The 19,134-nt window shown below is 47.3% G+C and carries 17 protein-coding genes and 4 pseudogenes; 13 read left to right on the forward strand and 8 right to left on the reverse strand.

What is annotated here, in order from left to right:
• Nucleotides 1-147: 147 nt before the first annotated feature.
• The 7 genes and pseudogenes from JCM21738_RS06270 to JCM21738_RS06300 all read right to left on the reverse strand — a co-directional run bounded on the left by JCM21738_RS06270 (nt 148) and on the right by JCM21738_RS06300 (nt 6,802).
• Nucleotides 148-366 carry a DUF2164 family protein gene (locus JCM21738_RS06270; protein WP_052019589.1) on the reverse strand — a complete coding sequence of 73 codons (219 nt, stop codon included), beginning with the start codon at nt 364-366 and terminating at the stop codon, nt 148-150.
• 181 nt (nt 367-547) lie between these two features.
• Entirely contained in the window at nt 548-1,273 is a 726-nt protein-coding gene (locus JCM21738_RS06275) for a GntR family transcriptional regulator (protein ID WP_023613904.1), read from the reverse strand.
• Between the two features lie 40 nt (nt 1,274-1,313).
• A complete protein-coding gene (gene nagB, locus JCM21738_RS06280) occupies nt 1,314-2,039 on the reverse strand; it encodes a glucosamine-6-phosphate deaminase (protein WP_023613905.1) in 726 nt (241 codons plus the stop codon).
• A 23-nt stretch (nt 2,040-2,062) separates the two neighbouring features.
• Complete coding sequence (nagA, locus tag JCM21738_RS06285) at nt 2,063-3,235, reverse strand: N-acetylglucosamine-6-phosphate deacetylase (protein ID WP_023613906.1); 1,173 nt, start codon at nt 3,233-3,235, stop codon at nt 2,063-2,065.
• Nucleotides 3,236-3,370: 135 nt separating this feature from the next.
• Nucleotides 3,371-4,285, reverse strand: a complete 915-nt coding sequence (gene murQ, locus JCM21738_RS06290) for an N-acetylmuramic acid 6-phosphate etherase (protein WP_023613907.1) — start codon at nt 4,283-4,285, stop codon at nt 3,371-3,373.
• The gene (locus tag JCM21738_RS06295; protein WP_023613908.1) at nt 4,266-5,348 is read right to left on the reverse strand and encodes a DUF871 domain-containing protein; all 1,083 of its coding nucleotides are present in this window, start codon (nt 5,346-5,348) and stop codon (nt 4,266-4,268) included. The genes murQ and JCM21738_RS06295 overlap by 20 nt, the downstream gene beginning before the upstream one ends.
• A gap of 81 nt (nt 5,349-5,429) precedes the next feature.
• Nucleotides 5,430-6,802 (reverse strand): annotated as a pseudogene (locus JCM21738_RS06300) (PTS transporter subunit EIIC).
• A 272-nt stretch (nt 6,803-7,074) separates the two neighbouring features.
• On the opposite strand from JCM21738_RS06300, the gene hprK reads away from it, so the two are divergent.
• The 5 genes from hprK (at nt 7,075) to JCM21738_RS06325 (ending at nt 11,299) form a co-directional block, all read left to right on the forward strand.
• Nucleotides 7,075-8,010: an HPr(Ser) kinase/phosphatase gene (gene hprK / locus JCM21738_RS06305; protein ID WP_023613910.1), complete on the forward strand. Its 936-nt coding sequence runs from the start codon at nt 7,075-7,077 to the stop codon at nt 8,008-8,010.
• 287 nt (nt 8,011-8,297) lie between these two features.
• The gene (gene lgt, locus JCM21738_RS06310; protein ID WP_023613911.1) at nt 8,298-9,110 is read left to right on the forward strand and encodes a prolipoprotein diacylglyceryl transferase; all 813 of its coding nucleotides are present in this window, start codon (nt 8,298-8,300) and stop codon (nt 9,108-9,110) included.
• A gap of 72 nt (nt 9,111-9,182) precedes the next feature.
• A complete protein-coding gene (locus tag JCM21738_RS06315; RefSeq protein WP_023613912.1) occupies nt 9,183-10,127 on the forward strand; it encodes a nucleoside recognition domain-containing protein in 945 nt (314 codons plus the stop codon).
• Nucleotides 10,117-10,761, forward strand: coding sequence for a pyrophosphatase PpaX (ppaX, locus tag JCM21738_RS06320; RefSeq protein WP_023613913.1), 645 nt, complete (start codon nt 10,117-10,119; stop codon nt 10,759-10,761). The genes JCM21738_RS06315 and ppaX overlap by 11 nt, the downstream gene beginning before the upstream one ends.
• 1 nt (nt 10,762) lies before the next feature.
• Nucleotides 10,763-11,299, forward strand: coding sequence for an acyltransferase (locus JCM21738_RS06325; protein WP_023613914.1), 537 nt, complete (start codon nt 10,763-10,765; stop codon nt 11,297-11,299).
• A gap of 388 nt (nt 11,300-11,687) precedes the next feature.
• On the opposite strand, the gene JCM21738_RS06330 is transcribed toward JCM21738_RS06325, so the two are convergent.
• A complete protein-coding gene (locus JCM21738_RS06330) occupies nt 11,688-12,239 on the reverse strand; it encodes an HAD hydrolase-like protein (protein WP_023613915.1) in 552 nt (183 codons plus the stop codon).
• Nucleotides 12,240-12,479: 240 nt separating this feature from the next.
• Here JCM21738_RS06330 and JCM21738_RS06335 point away from each other — a divergent pair.
• From JCM21738_RS06335 to hisIE, 8 genes and pseudogenes are all read left to right on the forward strand, one after another.
• Nucleotides 12,480-13,654 (forward strand): annotated as a pseudogene (locus tag JCM21738_RS06335) (ATP phosphoribosyltransferase regulatory subunit).
• Nucleotides 13,651-14,274 carry an ATP phosphoribosyltransferase gene (hisG, locus tag JCM21738_RS06340; protein ID WP_023613917.1) on the forward strand — a complete coding sequence of 208 codons (624 nt, stop codon included), beginning with the start codon at nt 13,651-13,653 and terminating at the stop codon, nt 14,272-14,274. The pseudogene JCM21738_RS06335 and the gene hisG overlap by 4 nt, the downstream one beginning before the upstream one ends.
• 29 nt (nt 14,275-14,303) lie before the next feature.
• Nucleotides 14,304-15,571, forward strand: a pseudogene (gene hisD / locus JCM21738_RS06345) (histidinol dehydrogenase).
• Nucleotides 15,572-15,595: 24 nt separating this feature from the next.
• A pseudogene (gene hisB, locus JCM21738_RS06350) lies at nt 15,596-16,181 on the forward strand (imidazoleglycerol-phosphate dehydratase HisB).
• A 108-nt stretch (nt 16,182-16,289) separates the two neighbouring features.
• The gene (hisH, locus tag JCM21738_RS06355) at nt 16,290-16,931 is read left to right on the forward strand and encodes an imidazole glycerol phosphate synthase subunit HisH (protein WP_023613920.1); all 642 of its coding nucleotides are present in this window, start codon (nt 16,290-16,292) and stop codon (nt 16,929-16,931) included.
• The gene (hisA, locus tag JCM21738_RS06360; protein WP_023613921.1) at nt 16,928-17,659 is read left to right on the forward strand and encodes a 1-(5-phosphoribosyl)-5-[(5-phosphoribosylamino)methylideneamino]imidazole-4-carboxamide isomerase; all 732 of its coding nucleotides are present in this window, start codon (nt 16,928-16,930) and stop codon (nt 17,657-17,659) included. Before hisH ends, hisA begins: the two co-directional genes overlap by 4 nt.
• Nucleotides 17,659-18,417 carry an imidazole glycerol phosphate synthase subunit HisF gene (gene hisF, locus JCM21738_RS06365; RefSeq protein WP_023613922.1) on the forward strand — a complete coding sequence of 253 codons (759 nt, stop codon included), beginning with the start codon at nt 17,659-17,661 and terminating at the stop codon, nt 18,415-18,417. Before hisA ends, hisF begins: the two co-directional genes overlap by 1 nt.
• Entirely contained in the window at nt 18,414-19,097 is a 684-nt protein-coding gene (gene hisIE, locus JCM21738_RS06370) for a bifunctional phosphoribosyl-AMP cyclohydrolase/phosphoribosyl-ATP diphosphatase HisIE (protein ID WP_023613923.1), read from the forward strand. The genes hisF and hisIE overlap by 4 nt, the downstream gene beginning before the upstream one ends.
• The last annotated feature ends 37 nt before the right edge of the window (nt 19,098-19,134 follow it).

A 19,134-nucleotide genomic window follows, 5' to 3' on the forward strand; every position in this document is an offset into this window, starting at 1 on the left:
TCATCAGTATATATATGACCAAAGGCGGAAAAAGGACATAGTGACATCAGATATAGGCTGTTTTTACACTGCATTTTCTTTTTCGGAACCATTGTTTAAACTGCTTCGGGAAATCATCCACTCACGAGACGGAAAAAAACTACTTATTCAACTCAAAAATATCTTCCAACCGCTGGGACATGAATTCATGGGCATCCTGGATTCCGAGGTATAAAAATGAGGAGCAAGTTTGTCGGCAACAAATTCAAGGATCAGCAGGGCTGCCAGGTCTCCCAGTTCCTCACCACGTTCCTCAAGGAAATATATTTTGATTTCATCTGTCATTAGATTCTTGGCGTGATCATCAACCTGAAGGTTCTTAAGCATGGTATCTACTCCTTCTTTGTTTATTTCCCCAATTTTAAGCCAATCAGTCAAATAATTCGACAAGAGGGTTCGATTATTTCCGTGGAAATAAGCTGAGTGATATTTTCCTTTTCGACATTTCGCTAAAATCTATTAAGAAATAACTGCAAAAAAAGGGACCGAGTGGGGTCTCTTCAGATAATTAGCCACGCTGCATGGTGTGCACGAATTTGTATCGATCAGCGCGATAGGCTGATTTGACGAATTCGAATGGTGTGCCATCTTTTAAATGCGATGTCCTGAGAATCAGCAGGACAGGGGAACCTTTTTCAATTTCGAGGAGGCGCAGTTCCTGTTCCTTAGCAATCGATGCTTCGATTTGCTGGGTGGCTTCGTGGATGGTAAGCGATAATTTTTCTTCGATATACTGGTAAAGTGACTGGTTGATGATTTCCTCTGTCAAACCCTTAACCAGATTAGCCGGGAGATAGGTGGTCTCAAGAGCCATCGGAACATTGTCTGCAAGCCTGACGCGTTTGATTTCATATACTGGTGTATTTTCGCTAAGCCTGAGCCGCTCGGCTATTTCCCTACCGGACGGGATAATTTCAAACGAAACCAGTTTGCTTCCCGGTGTGAAGCCGCGTTCTTTCATATCTTCGGTGAAACTTGTCAATCCCTGCAGGCGCTGTTCGACTTTCTTTTTGTTCACGAACGTGCCTTTGCCTTTTTGGCGGTATAAATATCCATCATTCACAAGGTTAGTCAATGCCTGCCTGATCGTCATCCTGCTGATCTGGAACATATCGGCATAGACGCGTTCGGAGGGGATCGCTTCATCTGGCTCGAGGTCGCCATTATCAATTTGGGCTTTTATATACTCCTCGAGCTGGTGGTAAATAGGTATTGGTGAATTTTTATCTATCATAGGTCATTCTCCTGACTGCTTGCAATTTTTCAGAAGATGCTTAAAGCAATGCTGTCGCATCTTTATCAGCGAAAATCGTGACATTTTCATGGTTTTTGAGAGCCGAGGCAGGGAATTGTTCGCTGACATCGCCATTCATTAAAGTAGCGAGTGCTTTTGCCTTGGAAGCACCGGAAACAAGCAGGAAGATTTCCTTGCTGTCCATAATCGAGGCAATCCCCATGGTAATGGCTTGCTTAGGAACGTCTTCCAGTGATTCAAAAAATCTTGAGTTCGCCTTGCGCGTGCTTTCTGCCAGTTCGATGGTATGCGTTCTGCTGTCAAAGGGTGTACCTGGCTCGTTAAAACCAATATGGCCGTTCTGCCCAATTCCGAGAATTTGCAGATCGATGCCGCCATGCTCATTAATGAACTGTTCATAGCGTCTGCATTCCTCATCCAAATCCTTCGCTGTCCCATCTGGAATATGCGTCTGTTCAAGTGGTATGTCAATGTGCTCGAATAAATGTTCACACATAAAGTAGTGATAGCTATTACGGTCTTTTTTCGAAATGCCGATGTATTCGTCCAGGTTGAACGTGTTAATTTCTTTATAGGAGATACTGTTCTCCATATGGTCTCTGATGAGCTCCTGATAAAGGCCTGTGGGTGTGCTCCCGGTAGCAAGTCCAAGGTTTAGCGCTGGATTGCTCTTGATTCGCGTGATGATTCCCTTTGCAGCTTGCTGGCTAAGCTCCTCGTAATTTGTAGTTGTAATCAGTTTCAACGTCATCACCTCTTTCAAAGCTGTTATGAACGGGTATAGCTCGCAGCACCCCGGCAAAACGCCATGGCAACTTCGTGGTTGCGGTCAAGTACGACAAGGTCTGCATCCTTTCCTGAAGCAATGCTTCCTTTCCGGTCGAAAACCTTCAGCTGTTTTGCAGGATTCTCACTGGCTAGCTTCACTGCTTCTTCAAGACTTATGCCTGTGAATTCCATCATGTTTTTTAAAGAATCTTTCATTTTTAAAATGCTTCCAGCCAGCGTGCCATCAGCTAAAAGTGCTTTTCCATCGGCAACACTAACGACCTGTCCGCCGAGATCATAGCTGCCATTTTTAAGGCATTTCGCTCGCATTGAGTCGGTGATTAAAATGACACCATCTTTTCCTTTGGCGCGAATCGATAGATGTAGCATTTCGGGAACGACATGGATTCCGTCTGCAATCATCTCGATTTTCAACTCATCAAAAAGCAGAGCGGCACCGGCGACGCCCGGATCTCGATGATGCATCCCGCGCATGCCATTGAATAAATGGGTCACATGGGTAGCTCCTGCCTTAACGGCCTCAGCCATCTGTCCATAGGTGGCATCTGAATGGCCAACCGAGGCAATGACACCGTTTTTGGCCAGGTATGCAATAAGCTCATTGCCATTTTCTTTTTCCGGAGCAAGTGTCACGAGCTTGATATTATTGCCGGAAGCCTGCTGCATTTTGGCAAACAGTTCAATATCAGGTGTGATAATGTGTTCGGCCGGCTGGGCCCCTTTGCAGGACTCGTTGATAAAAGGCCCTTCCAGATGTAGCCCGAGCACCTCCGCTTTTCCTGGACCGTTATGTTGGCTGATATAGTCGGCAGCATTCTCCAATGCTTTCATAATTGCCTTTTGATCCTGGGTGATTGTCGTTGCCAGGAAGCTGGTTGTTCCTTCCTCAGGCAGGATGGAGGCCATCGTCGACATGGCTTCCGTCGTCGCGTCCATCGTGTCTGCTCCGCCAGCACCGTGGATATGAACATCGATGAATCCCGGAACAACAGTGCTGTCCTCGGGAAACTCAATGACCTCACCCTGATGCTGGGGGAGGGAGGAGGCCAGTCCTGTTTGAGCAATCTTCCCATCCTGTATATGAATGTATCCTTTTTCAATCATGCCCTCTTGTGTTAATACTCTGGCGTTGACTAGTAATAATTCCTTCATTTTTAAATCACCTGAAAGTTATGTCCTCGTTCTTCTTTTCTTTACCATCTATCACTTATATTATACAAATACCGACATGGGTTGTCTATACCACATTTGACTATAAACGATAACTCCTGTGTGGTATAGACAACATTAATTTGCTCCGTCTTTATAAAATTCACTGATTGCATTTCTCAGGTAGCCATCGTGCTTTTCCAGTAGTTCTTTTACCTCAGTTCCCCTGAGTCCCGTCGTGATTTGCAGGATGGCGGCTTTTGTATGGTAGTTTTGCTCCTTGATTGCCGTTCTTGCTTCCTCATCAGAAGCACCGGTTGCCATCTTGACGATATTGACAGCGCGGTTATGTAGTTTTTCGTTCGTCATCTGGACATCAACCATCAGATTGCCATACACTTTGCCCAGTTTGATCATCGAAGCGGTAGAGAGCATGTTTAGAATTAATTTTTGGGCAGTGCCGGCTTTCATCCTTGTGGAACCGGTGATGACTTCCGGCCCGACGACCGCGGAGATGGTGTGATCGGAGATTTTTTCCATTTCGGAATCCTTGCTGCAAACAACAGATACAGTCACGGCACCGATTTTCTTTGCGTACTCCAGTGCACCGATCGTATAAGGGGTGCGCCCGCTGGCAGCGATTCCAACAACGATATCTTCAGAGGTCAGATTGATGTTTGCCAGATCGTTCTGCCCCTGCTGTTTGTCATCCTCGACACCTTCAAGTGCCTCCGTCATCGCTTCCTTGCCACCCGCAATAATTCCAACAACAAGCCCAGGGTCGGTTCCGAACGTCGGAGGGCATTCGGAAGCATCGATGATTCCGAGTCGGCCGGAAGTCCCTGCACCGATATAGATCAGACGGCCGCCTTTTTTGAAGGCAGCGACGATCCTGTCAACGACCTCCGAAATGTTCGGAACCTGCCTTGCGAGCACGTTCGGAACGAGGGTGTCTTCCTGGTTGATGACAGTGATGATTTCCTCTGTCGACATCAAGTCGATATTCATTGTCTTCGCGTTTTGCTGTTCTGTATTAAGCTTTGCGATCTCCATGTCTATTCCTCACAATAAATTGAAATTTTTGCCCTGCCTTGATCTCTGTAAGCAAAGGGAGGTCTTCTTTGATAACTTTTCCGATGCAATTCACTTTTTCATCCTTTGGCAGGTCATTAACGGCAATTTGCAATTCGCCTGCATACCGACCGTATAACTCATTGTCGATGGTTATTGTCCCGCGTTGCCTTTCCTGCTGATTAGAAGGTGGAATCTTATTTTTCCCTATTGAAGCGGATCGTGGTTCAACTGCTCTGATGACATCACGGGCAGGATCCATCCTGTTTGTCAGAGTCCTGCTCAATAGTTCAACATGCTCCCAGCTTTCGGCCTCAATACGAAGTGGAAAGATTTTTTTACCAAGGAAAGCTAGTAATTCCAGCTGTTCATCAGATGCAGCGTGATCTCCAATTGAAATTTTATCGGTAAAACAAGAGACCATCAGCTCTGCAGCAGCTACGTGCGGCAGCTGGCCGCGGTGCTTTTCAAGTGTTGGAAGACCAGAAAACACAGGTCCGCGCAAATCCTTGTCCCCGGGGACGAAAGCCATTGTCGTAATTCCAAGTGAACGGAGCATGTTATTTCTTTCAATCAGAAACTCCTTGTCCAATCCTGTTTCAGGCCTTGGGTAAAAATTATGCCATGCTTCGACGTTCTCGGTATTTAGACCAGCATCAATCCATGCCTGAATTTCATCTCTAGTTATCGTGCTGGCGTTGATTCCTATCTTCATTTTATCCGAAAGCTCCACAATCTGCTGTGTTGTGAACCCGTAATCCGCTCTTATTCCTGATAGACCCCATTGCAGCAGCTCTTCATATTGGCCCCATTCTAGCCCAAGGTAATCCAATGACCTTGGAGATACATCGGCCATCAGCTCCATATTGTGCTTTTTCGCCAGGGAACACAGCTCTTTTAAAAGCTCTTTGTACTCAGCAGGATTATCCTCCGGAATATGCAGGGAAGTGAAAATTGATTTAAGTCCGTATTGAGCCGCTTTCTCAATCCAGGCAGCATTTTTCTCCATCCGGTCCTTGTTCATATATACGGAAATGCCAAGCATGGACAATCCCTCCAATCAAAACAAATTAATAGAATAGAAGAAAGGAGGAAAATAGCTCTCCTCCTTTTCTGTATTTGCATCTTAGATTCCTTTAGCCATTTCTTCCTTGAAGCCGAACGTCCAGGTGAAGATGAACCCGAATACGTAGGCAATCAGAAGTCCAAGCAAGTAGAGCAGTATTTGATTTGTATGGACAAGGAAGGCAAGCGGGATACCCGAAACACCGATGGCAATCGTTGCGATTTTAAAGAATGCCTGGAATGCTCCGCCGACTGCTGCGCCTAGACAGGCAGTGATGAATGGACGGCCAAGCGGCAGGGTGACACCGAAAATGAGCGGTTCGCCGATGCCAAGCATACCAACTGGCAGGCCGCCCTTGATAACCTTTTTAAGTCTCTCATTCTTTGTTTTAAAATAGATCGCGAATGCCGCACCAACCTGGCCTGCACCGCCCATTGCGAGGATTGGCAGCAGCGGGTCATCACCAATCGTGTTGATCAATTCCATATGCACAGGAGTCAAGCCCTGGTGCAGACCTGTAACAACAAGAGGAAGGAATGTTCCGGCAAGGACCAGTCCTGCCAGGATTCCGCCAACATCAAGAAGGCCAAGCAAGCCCTTTGTAATCAAATCGGAAATCAACCTCCGACAGGCTGAAGCACGAATAATGTTGCAATGCCAGTAATCAATAATGATAGAGTAGGAGTAATGATGATATCCAAAGAAGACGGAACGAATTTACGGATCCGCTTTTCAAGCATTGCAATAAAAACTGCAGCAAGCATGACGCCAATCAAACCGCCGCGGCCAGGAACAAGAGCTTCACCAAACAATGTGATGTTCGCAAGACCCGGGTTGATGATCAGGATACCAGCAGCACCGCCAAGAGCAGGTGAGCCGCCGAATTCACGAGCCGTATTGATACCGACAAATACACCAAGATAACTGAAGATACCCCAGCCGATCAGGTTGAGGAACTGAATAAGCGTCGACTCAGGATCAGCACCAGAACGGATGATGACATTCGTAATTCCCGCAATCAAACCGGAAGCGACAATCGCCGGGATCAGCGGAATGAAGATGCTGGCAATCCTTCGCAGGAAAAGCTTGAACGGAGTCGCATTTTTCTTGTTAAGTTCGTCCTTAGTACGGCCGGCTAGTCCCTCGAAAGAATCCGGGTCGGACTCGTCTACTAGATTGGCAGTCTTGCCGGTAATCTCTGAAAACTCATTCGCCACTTTAGTGACAATTCCAGGTCCCAAAATAATCTGTAATGTTTCTTCTTCTACGACACCGAGCACGCCATCAATTTTCTTGATGCCAGCAAGATCGACTTTGCTGTAGTCTGCCGGCTTGACGCGCAGGCGGGTCATGCACGAAGCAACATCAACAATATTGTCCGCGCCGCCAAGCTGCTCAAGTATCTCTCTTGCCAGGCGTTCTTCATTACGCATGGTGTTTCCCCCTCTAATTGTAAAATAGTCAGAAAAGAATGAATACGCTTACAAAATGATAATAACAAGTCTACTGTATAGTTGTCTATACCTTTTATGAAAAATATAGCTTTGGTACTAGCAGTAAGAGGTGGATAATACCAATCTAGATAATCTCTGTGAACTCAAGCTGTTTTTTATCTCCTTATATTTGGTTCTTCATAAAAAAGTGCTAAAATAAAAGGTATTGTTATCATGTGGGATATTAACGTTCTAATAAAGGAGGAACTTCATTGCCAAAAGTCCGTACTAAAGACCTGATCAAAAAATTCGAAATGGAACTGATCAGTGGAGAGGAAGGAATCAATCGTCCGATCACCACGACTGACATTTCAAGACCAGGACTAGAAATCGCTGGTTATTTTGAATATTATCCTGCGGAGCGCCTGCAGCTTCTCGGAAAAACAGAGTTGACCTTCTTTGAAAAATTAAACCCTAGCGACAGGGCGGAACGGATGCAAAAGCTTTGTACTGATATTACGCCAGGAATCATTGTCACGAGAGACATTGAGGTTCCTGTTGAACTGGTCGAGGCAGCCGAAAAGGAATCAGTCCCTCTCTTACGTTCAAAGCAAAAAACAACAAGGCTCTCGAGTCATCTGACAAACTATCTCGAAAGCAAGCTGGCACCGACGACTGCAGTCCATGGGGTACTTGTCGATCTGTATGGGATCGGCGTATTGATCACTGGCAAGAGCGGAGTTGGTAAAAGTGAAACCGCCCTTGAATTGGTAAAGCGTGGACACCGTCTTGTAGCGGATGACTGTGTTGAAATCCGCCAGGAGGATATCGGGACTCTGGTTGGGAACTCACCTGATTTAATTGAGCATCTTCTTGAAATCCGCGGCGTAGGCATCATCAATGTGATGACGCTGTTCGGTGCTGGTGCCGTTCGTTCGCATAAACGGATTACCCTGATTATTGACCTTGAAATATGGGACCAGAAAAAATCATATGACCGACTGGGCCTTGATGAAGAGAAAATGAAAATTCTTGACACTGATATCACCAAGCTGACGATTCCAGTCCGTCCAGGCCGAAACCTCGCTGTCATCATCGAAGTAGCAGCAATGAACTTCAGGCTAAAGCGCATGGGCGTCAATGCAGCTGAACAATTCACGAACAGGCTGTCCGACGTCATTGAAGACGGCGACCATGACGAACATTAAGCAGTGGAATTTTTTCGTGAATAACTATGGCAATCAGCAATAATTGAACGAACAGAGTCTTAATCAAACGTTTGATTAAGAACGGCCAAAGTGCTGGTACGACTGATTTTTTAATTATTATGTATATATAAATTCACTTCGAGAATTGTCCAGCTTCAGCGCCTAGCCCCTCGAGTCGCTTCGGTCCGCCCAATGAAGTCAAAGAACGACTTCACTGTTCGGCCCTCCAGCGCTTGTCGGGGCTGAACGAGGCGCTTGCGCTTTTCTTGTGATAAAGGGGAAATGATATGGAAAAGAATATTCAGCCAATCGACCCGGTTGCCTTTTCACTTGGGCCGATCGAGGTGCACTGGTATGGTGTCATCATCGGACTTGGAATTGCGCTCGCACTATGGATTGCCATGCGTGAAGGTGAACGCCGAGGTCTGCCGAAAGATATTTTTGCAGACCTGATGCTCTGGGCGATTCCAATCGCAATCCTATCTGCACGGCTTTACTATGTAATCTTCCAGTGGGATTACTACAGCCAATATCCTGGTGAGATTTTTAAAGTCTGGAATGGCGGCATTGCCATCCACGGTGCGTTGATAGGTTCTGTTGTGACCGCTTATTTCTTTACGAAGTCCAGGAATGTTTCTTTCTGGAAGCTCGCTGATATTGCAGCTCCGAGCATCATCCTGGGCCAGGCAATCGGACGCTGGGGAAACTTCATGAACCAGGAAGCGCATGGCGGGGAAGTAACAAGGGCGTTTTTGGAAAACCTGTACCTGCCAGAGTTCATAATCAACCAGATGTATATTAATGGGACATACTATCACCCAACATTTTTATATGAATCGATCTGGAATTTGCTCGGTTTCATCCTGCTCATGTCATTGCGCAGAGTCAACCTGGGCCGCGGGGAGATTTTCCTCAGCTATGTCATCTGGTACTCTATCGGCCGCTTCTTTGTCGAGGGAATGCGGACTGACAGCTTGATGCTGACGGAATCATTGCGAATTGCCCAGACAATCTCGATCGCTTTGATTGTTTTTGCAATCGGCTTATGGATTTTCAGAAGAGTGAAAGGTTATTCGAAAGTACGATATTTAGAGAACTAGAATTTCGGATTACTAAAAAAGAAGCCCTATAAATAGAATGAATTAAGGCTGAAAAATGGGAGAGATGCTTCGATGGGTTCTACATTGAAAAGAGGGTTGATGGTTGGCTTGAATACGACTTGGGCGCTCGGGAAAGTCATTTTCCCTGTCACCCTGATTGTGTCGATCCTTCAATATACACCAATCCTGCCGTGGATAATCGAATTGATCACGCCGCTGATGTCAATGCTCGGTTTGTCAGGAGATGCGGCGATTCCGCTTGTCATCGGGAATTTCCTAAATCTTTACGCGGCCATTGGAGCAATCCTGACCCTTGATTTGACGGTAAAAGAAATCTTTATCATAGCGGTGATGCTGAGCTTTTCACATAATATGCTTGTTGAATCGAGTGTAGCTCTCAAGGTTGGCGTCAAGCTGTGGATCATCGTCCTTGTCCGCCTCGGGCTTGCGTTCATATCTGCAGTGGTCATCAATCTTGTTTGGAACGGTGGCTCTGAAATAGCCCATTATGGCATGGTCCCTCCTAAAAGCGAAGAAGTTTCCGGGTGGGGAGCGATTCTGCTTGAAGGCATCACGAAGGCGGGAATCGGCATATTCCAGCTTGCGATCATTGTCATCCCGCTGATGGTAGTCGTGCAAATCATGAAGGATAAGCAATGGCTTGCCGTTTTTTCAAGATGGATGGCGCCGGCAACAAGAGCGCTTGGAATGAAGGAGAACACCTCGACGACAATGGCAGCCGGCCTGCTGATCGGGCTTGCGTACGGCGCAGGCGTGATGATCCAGGCAGTCAAGGAGGATGGAGTAAGCAAAAAGGATGTCACTCTTGCATTCATTTTCCTTGTTGCCTGCCACGCAGTCATTGAAGATACATTGATTTTCATTCCGCTTGGCATTCCGGTCCTGCCGCTGTTATTGATCCGCCTTGGTGTGGCGATATTATTGACGATAGCAGTCGCATTCATCTGGAACCGCGCGGACATCGCAAAAAGAAAGGAAGCAGTATATGAGCAATAAAATAGATACGGTCCTGTTCGATCTGGACGGGACTCTGATTGATACAAACGAACTAATTATTTCATCCTTTCTCCATACAATGGAGACCTATTATCCCGGCCAGTATAAACGGGAGGATGTCTTGCCATTTTTGGGGCCGTCACTTCAGGATACGTTCCAGCCAATGAATCCTGAAGGCTACGAAGAAATGATCACCACTTACCGCACTTACAACCTGGCTAATCACGACCTCTTGGTTAAAGGTTTCGAGGGAGTGTATGAAACGGTCAGAACGCTGAAGGAGAGCGGTTTCCATTTGGGAATCGTTACCACGAAGCGTTCGGATGTAGTCCAGATGGGCTTGAAGCTGACAGGATTGGATGAGTTTTTCGAGGTTGTCGTCGCGCTCGACCACGTTGAAAAAGCGAAGCCGGATCCTGAGCCGCTTTTAAAAGCGTTGGACATGCTTGGATCCTCACCGGATCGTGCGATCATGGTCGGCGATAACCACCACGACATCCTCGGCGGTAAAAACGCTGGCACTAGAACAGCCGGAGTTGCCTGGTCAATAAAGGGAAGAGAGCATCTTGAGCAGTATAACCCGGATTACATGTTAGAGAACATGGCTGACATCCTGCCAATTTTGGGAGTATAACATGAGAAGGACGACTCGTTATCGAGTAGAAGGAGCAAACAGCCTCTGGCATGTTTATAAAACCGTCCCGTTTTTGAAGGTCGTCAAAAATTTCGTCGTCATCCAGGTGGCGCGCTACACGCCATTTCTCGGCATGAAAAACTGGCTGTACCGCAAATTCTTGCGGATGAACGTCGGCGACCAGACATCCTTCGCGCTGATGGTCATGCTCGACGTCATGTTCCCGGAAAAAATCTCGGTTGGCCGCAATACGGTCATTGGCTACAACACGACAATCCTGGCACATGAATACTTGATCAAGGAATACCGCCTAGGCGAAGTAGAGATTGGCAGCGAAGTCATGATTGGAGCTAACTCCACAATCATGCCAGGCATCAGGATCGGTGACGGCGCCATCGTCTCCGCCGGAACATTCGTCCACAAAGACGTCCCGGCCGGAGCCTTTGTCGGCGGCAATCCTATGCGTGTGATTTACACAAAGGAAGAGCTTGCTGAACGTTGGGCTGATGATGAAATCTATGGGACCAGCACTAACTAACTACAAAAAGCGAAACGGACACTGCTCCGCTTCGCTTTTTTTATTTGGAAAAATTCGGATGTGGTCGAAATAATGCGAAAAGTGGTCGAAATAATTCTAAATGTGGTCGATAAAATCAAAAATCCGCCAATATAATTCAAAAAGTGGTCGATATATTTTGTTTTTCGCCAATAAATGAAAATCGGCCATCTCATTTAGGCGATTTTCCACTGGAATTAGTGAGTATAATTAACTTTTCCTATAAAACAGCCGGCCGGCAGCACAATATTGAGTGTTGCCGTTATTAATTATTCTCCATCAAAAACCAACCTTCTTTTCTTGCAGAATTTTTACCCATTTCTCTTTTAAAAAAACAAAAACGAAATGGATGTGATAGGCCATTTCGCTTCTACTTATATGGAAATTCTGAATAACAGTAAATTGTCTTGTCCGCATACTGATTTGCTTCACGGAAGGAGCAGGTTTTAATACCAATCTTCCTGGCGGGAATCAGGTCTGTGCTTTGGTCGCCGACAGCCAGGTCCAAACGATATCTGTCATGCAGGTACTTATATGCATGGATATCCGGCTTTAGTGAATAGCCATCATCTGCAGGGCAAATCACTTCCTCGAAAAATTGGCTGAGATTCCAGTGTTCCAGCAGCTCTTCAGTTGAGCGCCGATTGCGATGGGTCACGAGTACATTTGCGTCCGAGGCAGATAAGACATCTTTCACATACGGGAAAAGCGGTTTCCGATCATTTGGCAAGGTGCGTTCAATCTCCCGGAATTCTTTTACCTTATTTTTATCGACACCGTAAAATTCATATGCTGTACCATACTTCAAATGAGGAAGGACTTCTTTGTACGGCAGGTCTTTTTTCGCAACAACTGTGAATGCCTCCACCAATGTCGGCCAGGTATCAAGGATTGTTCCGTCCAGATCCCATAGGATTTTCATTTCACCTAGCCTCCTTACATAGTAAAAAATACTTACCACCAACTCATGTCAGCGTTTCCGCATTTCTGATTGCCACCATTCTATCAGCTCTATTTTAAAAAGCAAACATGAACAGCTTATGGTTGACGAATAATAAAATGCACGATAAACTACTTATATCTTCACCTTGTTACCATATTAGCGAACTAAAGGATTTAGAAAATTAAGGTATAAACACCAGCAACGAAGAGGGTGAAAACAATGAGCAGATTATTCATGTTTGAGAAGCCGCTTGGCATGCGGGATACACTTCCAGAATTATATGAAGCGAAGGAAAAAGTCCGCAGCTCAATTGAAAAAGAAATGAAGCAATGGGGTTTTCAATTTATCGAAACGCCTGCGCTAGAATATTACGAAACAGTCGGGACAGCATCAGCAATCCTGGACCAGCAGCTGTTCAAGCTGTTGGACCAGCAGGGGCATACGCTTGTACTGCGTCCGGATATGACAGCGCCGATTGCAAGGGTTGCAGCTTCGAAATTATTCAAAGACCAGGTGCCATTAAGATTGGCCTATTCTGCAAATGTCTACCGTGCCCAGCAGCGCGAAGGCGGCAGGCCGGCGGAATTTGAGCAAATAGGTGTTGAATGTATTGGCGACGACTCTGTCAGCGCTGATGGAGAAATGATCTCGCTGGCGATTTCCTCGCTGAAAAAAGCTGGATTGGAACAGTTTCAGCTATCTGTAGGGCATGTTGGCTTCGTCAATGAATTGTTCGTACAGATTCTTGGCACAGAGGAACGGGCGAGGGAACTGACGAAATTTTTATATGAGAAAAATTATGTCGGATATCGTGAGCATGTCAAAGCACTGCCGCTGTCATCAATCGATTCACAAAGGCTACTGGCTTTCCTTGAACTGCGCGGCGGCCCGGAAGTGATCGATAAGGCATCCGAACTGGTCGAGAATGGGAAAGGCAGGGCGGCACTTAATGAATTGAAACTGCTTTGTGATATCATCAAAGACTTCGGTGAAAGCGGCCGGATCAAATTTGACCTAACAATTGTCAGCCACATGAGCTATTATACAGGCATTTTATTTGAGGTTTACGCAGGGATGGTTGGCTTCCCGATCGGCAATGGCGGCCGTTATGACAAGCTGCTCGAGAAATTCGGGAAATCAACTGGAGCCACAGGATTCGCAATCAGGCTCGACCGCCTGCTTGAAAGCCTCGGCAACCTTGGTGAACCGGAGCCGGTAACCTGCATTCTTTTCAGCCTGAACGGAGAAAAGAAGCTTGCCAACTTGCAGCACAGCGCAGGGAAGACGGGGAACGGGTCATCCTCCAGGACATCAGCGCAGTGCGCAATCTTGATGCTTGCTCCGATACGTTTGCTAATGTCGTTTACCTTGTTGGGAAGGAGGGAGTGCAATGAACGAACAGCTGACCATCGCGATGCCAAAGGGCAGGATTTTTACCGAAGCAGTTGAACTATTGCGCAGCGCTGGCTTTGATTTGCCTCCTGAATTTGATGATTCCCGTAAGTTGATTATCGACGTTGAAGAGGAAAATTTCCGCTTCATTTTAGCGAAACCGATGGATGTGGCTACATATGTTGAACATGGTGTGGCGGATCTCGGGATTGCCGGAAAGGACGTACTGCTTGAGGAAGAACGCGATGTGTATGAACTGCTCGACTTAAAAATCAGCGGCTGCTATCTTGCCGTCGCCGGACTTCTGGATACGAAAATGAATGATGTCGCCCCGAAAATCGCGACGAAGTACCCGAATATCGCTGCTGCCTATTTCCGGGAACAGGGCGAGCAGGTAGAAATCATTAAATTGAACGGATCAATCGAGCTTGCGCCATTAATCGGGCTCGCCGACAGGATTGTTGACATAGTTTCAACTGGAAGGACATTGAAGGAAAATGGTCTCGTGGAGTACGAAACGATTACAAACGTGACATCGAGGCTGATTGTCAATCCAGTCAGCTACCGGATCAAGGATGAGCAGATCAGCGAGCTGGTAAAAAAGCTAAACGAAGTGATATAGTTTGTAAATCTGAAAGGATATGATTCCCGATGGATATTTTACAGATAGATGGAAGCTTGTCATTAAAACGGACCGTTGATGGCGGCACCGAAGAGCAGCGGAAAGCCGTACAGGCAATTATTGCCGAAGTCCGCGCTTCCGGTGACCAGGCACTCAGGCTTTTACCGAAAAATTTGATTCTGTTGTGCTAGATGAATTTCTGGTGACAGAGAATGAAATTACAGGAGCCTATAAAAATGTCAGCAGTCAGCTCGTGGACATCATTACCGAGGCAGCTGACAATATACGTAACTACCATGAAAAACAGCAGCGGCCCTCATGGATGACGACGGAGGAAAATGGCACGATGCTGGGCCAAAAGGTGACACCGCTCGATTCTGTCGGTGTCTATGTGCCAGGCGGGACAGCTGCTTATCCTTCCTCGGTTCTAATGAATGTCATCCCGGCAAGAACCGCTGGTGTTGAGCGGATCGTGATGGTCTCGCCGCCTGGACGTGACGGGAAGCTTCCGGCAGGAGTGCTCGTTGCCGCTGATATAGCCGGAGTAAAAGAAATCTATAAGGTTGGCGGAGCCCAGGCGATTGCCGCGCTAGCATACGGAACGGAAACAATCAAGCCGGTCGATAAAATCACCGGTCCTGGAAACATTTATGTCGCCCTCGCCAAGCGCGAAGTTTTCGGAGACGTCGCGATTGATATGATCGCCGGCCCGAGTGAAATTGGGATTTTGGCGGATGATACGGCGCGTGCCAATGAAATCGCGGCCGATCTGCTTTCCCAGGCAGAGCATGACCCGAGGGCATGTGCGGTTTTAGTGACAACATCCCGTACTCTTGCAGAAGATGTTCAAAATGAAGTATATAAGCAGCTTGCGCTATTGCCGAGAAAAGAAATCGCCACACAGGCAATCGAAAACTTCGGGGCAATTTATGTGGCATCTGATATGGAAGAAGCTGTTGCGGCGATCAACCAGCTTGCACCAGAGCATCTTGAAATCGTTACAGAGAACCCAATGGAACTGCTCGGTAAAATAAAGCACGCCGGCGCGATTTTCCTGGGAAGATACAGTTCAGAGCCGGTAGGTGACTACTTCGCCGGACCGAACCATGTACTGCCAACGAACGGGACAGCGCGTTTTTCAAGCCCGTTGAGCGTCGAAGATTTCCAAAAGAAATCCAGCATCATCCTATACAGCGAGAAAGCGATGAATAACAACGGTGCAAAAATCGCCGAGTTTGCAAGGCTTGAAGGGTTGGAAGCCCACGCCCGGGCCGTAGAAGCAAGACTTAAATCGTGATGAAAGTGGATGGAGGGAAAGCTCATGGAGCGTACCGCAACGGTAAAAAGATATACGAATGAAACAAAAATAGATTTGGATTTCAGCATCGATGGTGAAGGAAAAACGACACTTGAAACGGGAGTGCCTTTTCTTTCCCATATGCTCGATTTATTCGCGAAGCACGGCCAGTTTGATTTGAAAGTCGATGCGAAGGGCGATGTTGAGGTGGATGGCCACCATACAACCGAAGATATCGGCATCTGTATCGGACAGGCGCTTCGCGATGCACTTGGCGATAAAAAAGGAATCAAGCGCTACGGAAACGCTTTTGTCCCAATGGATGAAGCCCTGGCGCAGGTTGTCATCGATCTTAGCAACCGGCCGCACCTTGAAATGCGCGCGGAATTCCCTGCCCAGCAGGTTGGCACTTTCGATGTCGAGCTAGTCCACGAATTCCTGTGGAAGCTGGCGCTTGAAGCAAGAATGAACCTGCATGTCATCGTCCACTACGGAAAAAATACTCACCATATGATTGAAGCGGTATTCAAAGCTCTTGGCCGAGCGCTTGATGAAGCAACGACCATCGACGCGGGTAAAAGACGTTCCTTCAACGAAAGGGATGTTGTAAGGGACTAGGGTAAGGATGTTGTATGGGGGCGGTAAAACGGAGTACGTGTTGTAAACGACGTTCTACCAAAAGAAAACCCGAACTCTGGAAAAGGAAGGAAGTTAACTCATGATAGGCATCGTCGATTACGGAATGGGCAATCTGTTCAGCGTCAGCAAGGCGCTCGAACGGCTGAAAGCGCCATATTTTATCTCACAACATAAGGGCAATTTGATGGAAGCAGATGCACTGCTCGTCCCTGGCGTCGGTTCATTCCGTGATGCGATGGTCGTATTGGACCACACTGGTTTGACGGAAATGATCCTTGCTTTTGCCGCTACCGGCAAGCCAGTGCTCGGAATCTGCCTCGGCATGCAGCTTTTGTTCGAGGAAAGCACGGAAAATGGGCTGACGAAGGGTTTGAACCTGCTTCCTGGAAAAGTGGAACGTTTTAGCGGCGAGACGGCAGAAGGGGAACACTATAAAGTTCCGCATATGGGATGGAACAAGCTTCGTTTTACCGGAGAGTCTCCTATACTCACTTCACTTGAAGAAAATTATGTGTATTTTGTCCATTCTTATTATGTAAAAACGAACGAGCCTGATGTCCTGGTGGCAGTCGGCGATTATTATGATGTAGAAGTTCCGGCCATCGTCGGCCGAAACAATATTTACGGAATGCAATTCCACCCGGAAAAAAGCAGCGATATGGGAATGGCACTGCTCCGCAATTTTGTGAACCTTGCAACAGAAAGGAAGACAGACCAATGAAATTCACTATCTATCCGGCAATCGACATGCGAGGCGGAAAATGCGTAAGGCTGCTGCAAGGCGATTATGACAAAGAAACTGTATATGGAGATTCTCCTTTAGAAATGGCGAAGAAATTCGCTGACGAAGGTGCAGACTGGATTCATATGGTCGACCTCGATGGCGCCAGGGACGGCATGCGGGTCAACGATCAATTTGTCATCCAGGCAGCAAAGGACCTTGGCGTGAACATCCAGATTGGCGGCGGCATCCGCAGCGAATCAGATATCACTTACTATCTTGAAAACGGAGTTACCCGTGTCATCATCGGCAGCATTGCCGTCTCCAATCCGGAGTTCGCTGAGGAAATGGTCAGGAAATACGGTTCGAAAATAGCCATCGGCCTTGACGCGAAAAACGGATTTGTCGCGACACATGGCTGGCTGAACACCTCCGAAGTGAGTGCTGTCAAGCTTGGCAAAAGATTCGCTGATGCCGGGGCGGAAACATTCATTTTTACCGATATCGCAACAGACGGCACGCTGGCAGGACCGAACGTGGAGGCAACCCGCCAGCTTGCATTGGAAACGGGCAAAAGCGTCATCGCTTCTGGAGGAGTCAGCTCACTTGATGATTTAGCTGCTCTTCGAAAGTTAAATGATGATGGTGTCAGCGGTGCTATTGTCGGCAAAGCTATTTATGAAGGACGATTTTCGGTAAAAACTGCTTTGGAAGCGGGGAACGCCTAATGCTAAGCAAACGGATCATTCCCTGTCTGGATGTAAAAGAAGGACGCGTCGTAAAAGGAGTGCAATTTGTGCAGCTCCGCGATGCCGGCGATCCCGTCGAGCTTGCACGTTTTTACGATGAGCAAGGAGCCGATGAGCTCGTTTTCCTTGATATTTCTGCATCAGTTGAAGGAAGGAAGACAATGGTCGAGGCAGTCAGGGAAGTAGCGTCAGAACTGGCCATCCCTTTCACAGTCGGTGGTGGCATCAATACGCTTGAGGATATGAAGAGGATGCTCCGTTCAGGTGCTGATAAAGTCTCCTTGAACACCGCAGCTGTCAACAATCCGACATTGATCTCACAAGGGTCCGATTTCTTTGGAGCTCAGTGCATTGTCGTCGCCATCGATGCAAAATACGACCCGGAACTAGAATCATGGCGAGTTTACACCCATGGCGGACGGACACCGACCGATTGGGAAGTGATACAATGGGCAAAAGAAGCTGTCCGCCTTGGAGCCGGGGAAATTCTGCTGACAAGCATGGACAGCGATGGCGAAAAGAAAGGCTTCGACCTAGCTTTGACCCGTGCAGTAAGTGAAGCAGTCACAGTTCCGGTCATTGCCTCAGGCGGCGCTGGAAACGCAGACCACTTTGTTGACGCTTTTAAAGAAGGAAAAGCAGATGCCGCACTGGCTGCATCGATTTTCCACTATCGCGAAACCTCTGTTAAAGAAGTAAAATCCCATCTCCGTGAAAAAGGAGTGACCGTAAGATGAAAATAGAAGAATTGAAGTTTGATGACAATGGTCTGATTCCCGCAGTCGTCCAGGATGCAGCGACACGTGAGGTGCTGACAGTTGCCTACATGAATAAAGAATCCCTGGACAAGTCGCTCGAAACACGCGAAACCTGGTTTTACAGCCGTTCCCGCCAGGAGCTCTGGCATAAAGGCGCAACGAGCGGCAACACACAGAAAATCGTTGAAATGAAATACGATTGTGACGGAGACGCACTCGTTGTGCTCGTCGAACCAGCCGGACCGGCATGCCATACCGGCGCTATTAGCTGTTTTTCGGAAAACCTGCTGGAGCGTTCGGATGACAGCTGTTCTTCAGAAAATCAGATGGAGCGTTCCGCTGATCAGCTTGCTTCACTAAGCGATTTTGCCGTCATGATCGAGCTGGAAAAAACAATCCGCCAGCGCGAACAGGAAATGCCGGAAGGCGCCTACACCACCTACCTATTTGAAAAAGGCGTCGACAAAATTTTAAAAAAAGTCGGTGAAGAAGCATCGGAAGTCATCATCGCCGCCAAAAATCGCGACCCAGAGGAGTTGAAGTGGGAAGCCGCCGACCTGCTCTACCACCTGATGGTCTTGCTGCAGGAACAGAAGCTGCCGTTAAGAGATGTACTGGCAGTTTTGAATAATAGGAAAAAGCCCAGCGCAGAAGAATAGATTGCGCTGGGTTTTGTTTTTTATAGAAGGCGGATCT

The organism is Mesobacillus boroniphilus JCM 21738 (assembly GCF_000517385.1).
Taxonomy (GTDB): Bacteria; Bacillota; Bacilli; order Bacillales; family Cytobacillaceae; genus Mesobacillus; species Mesobacillus boroniphilus.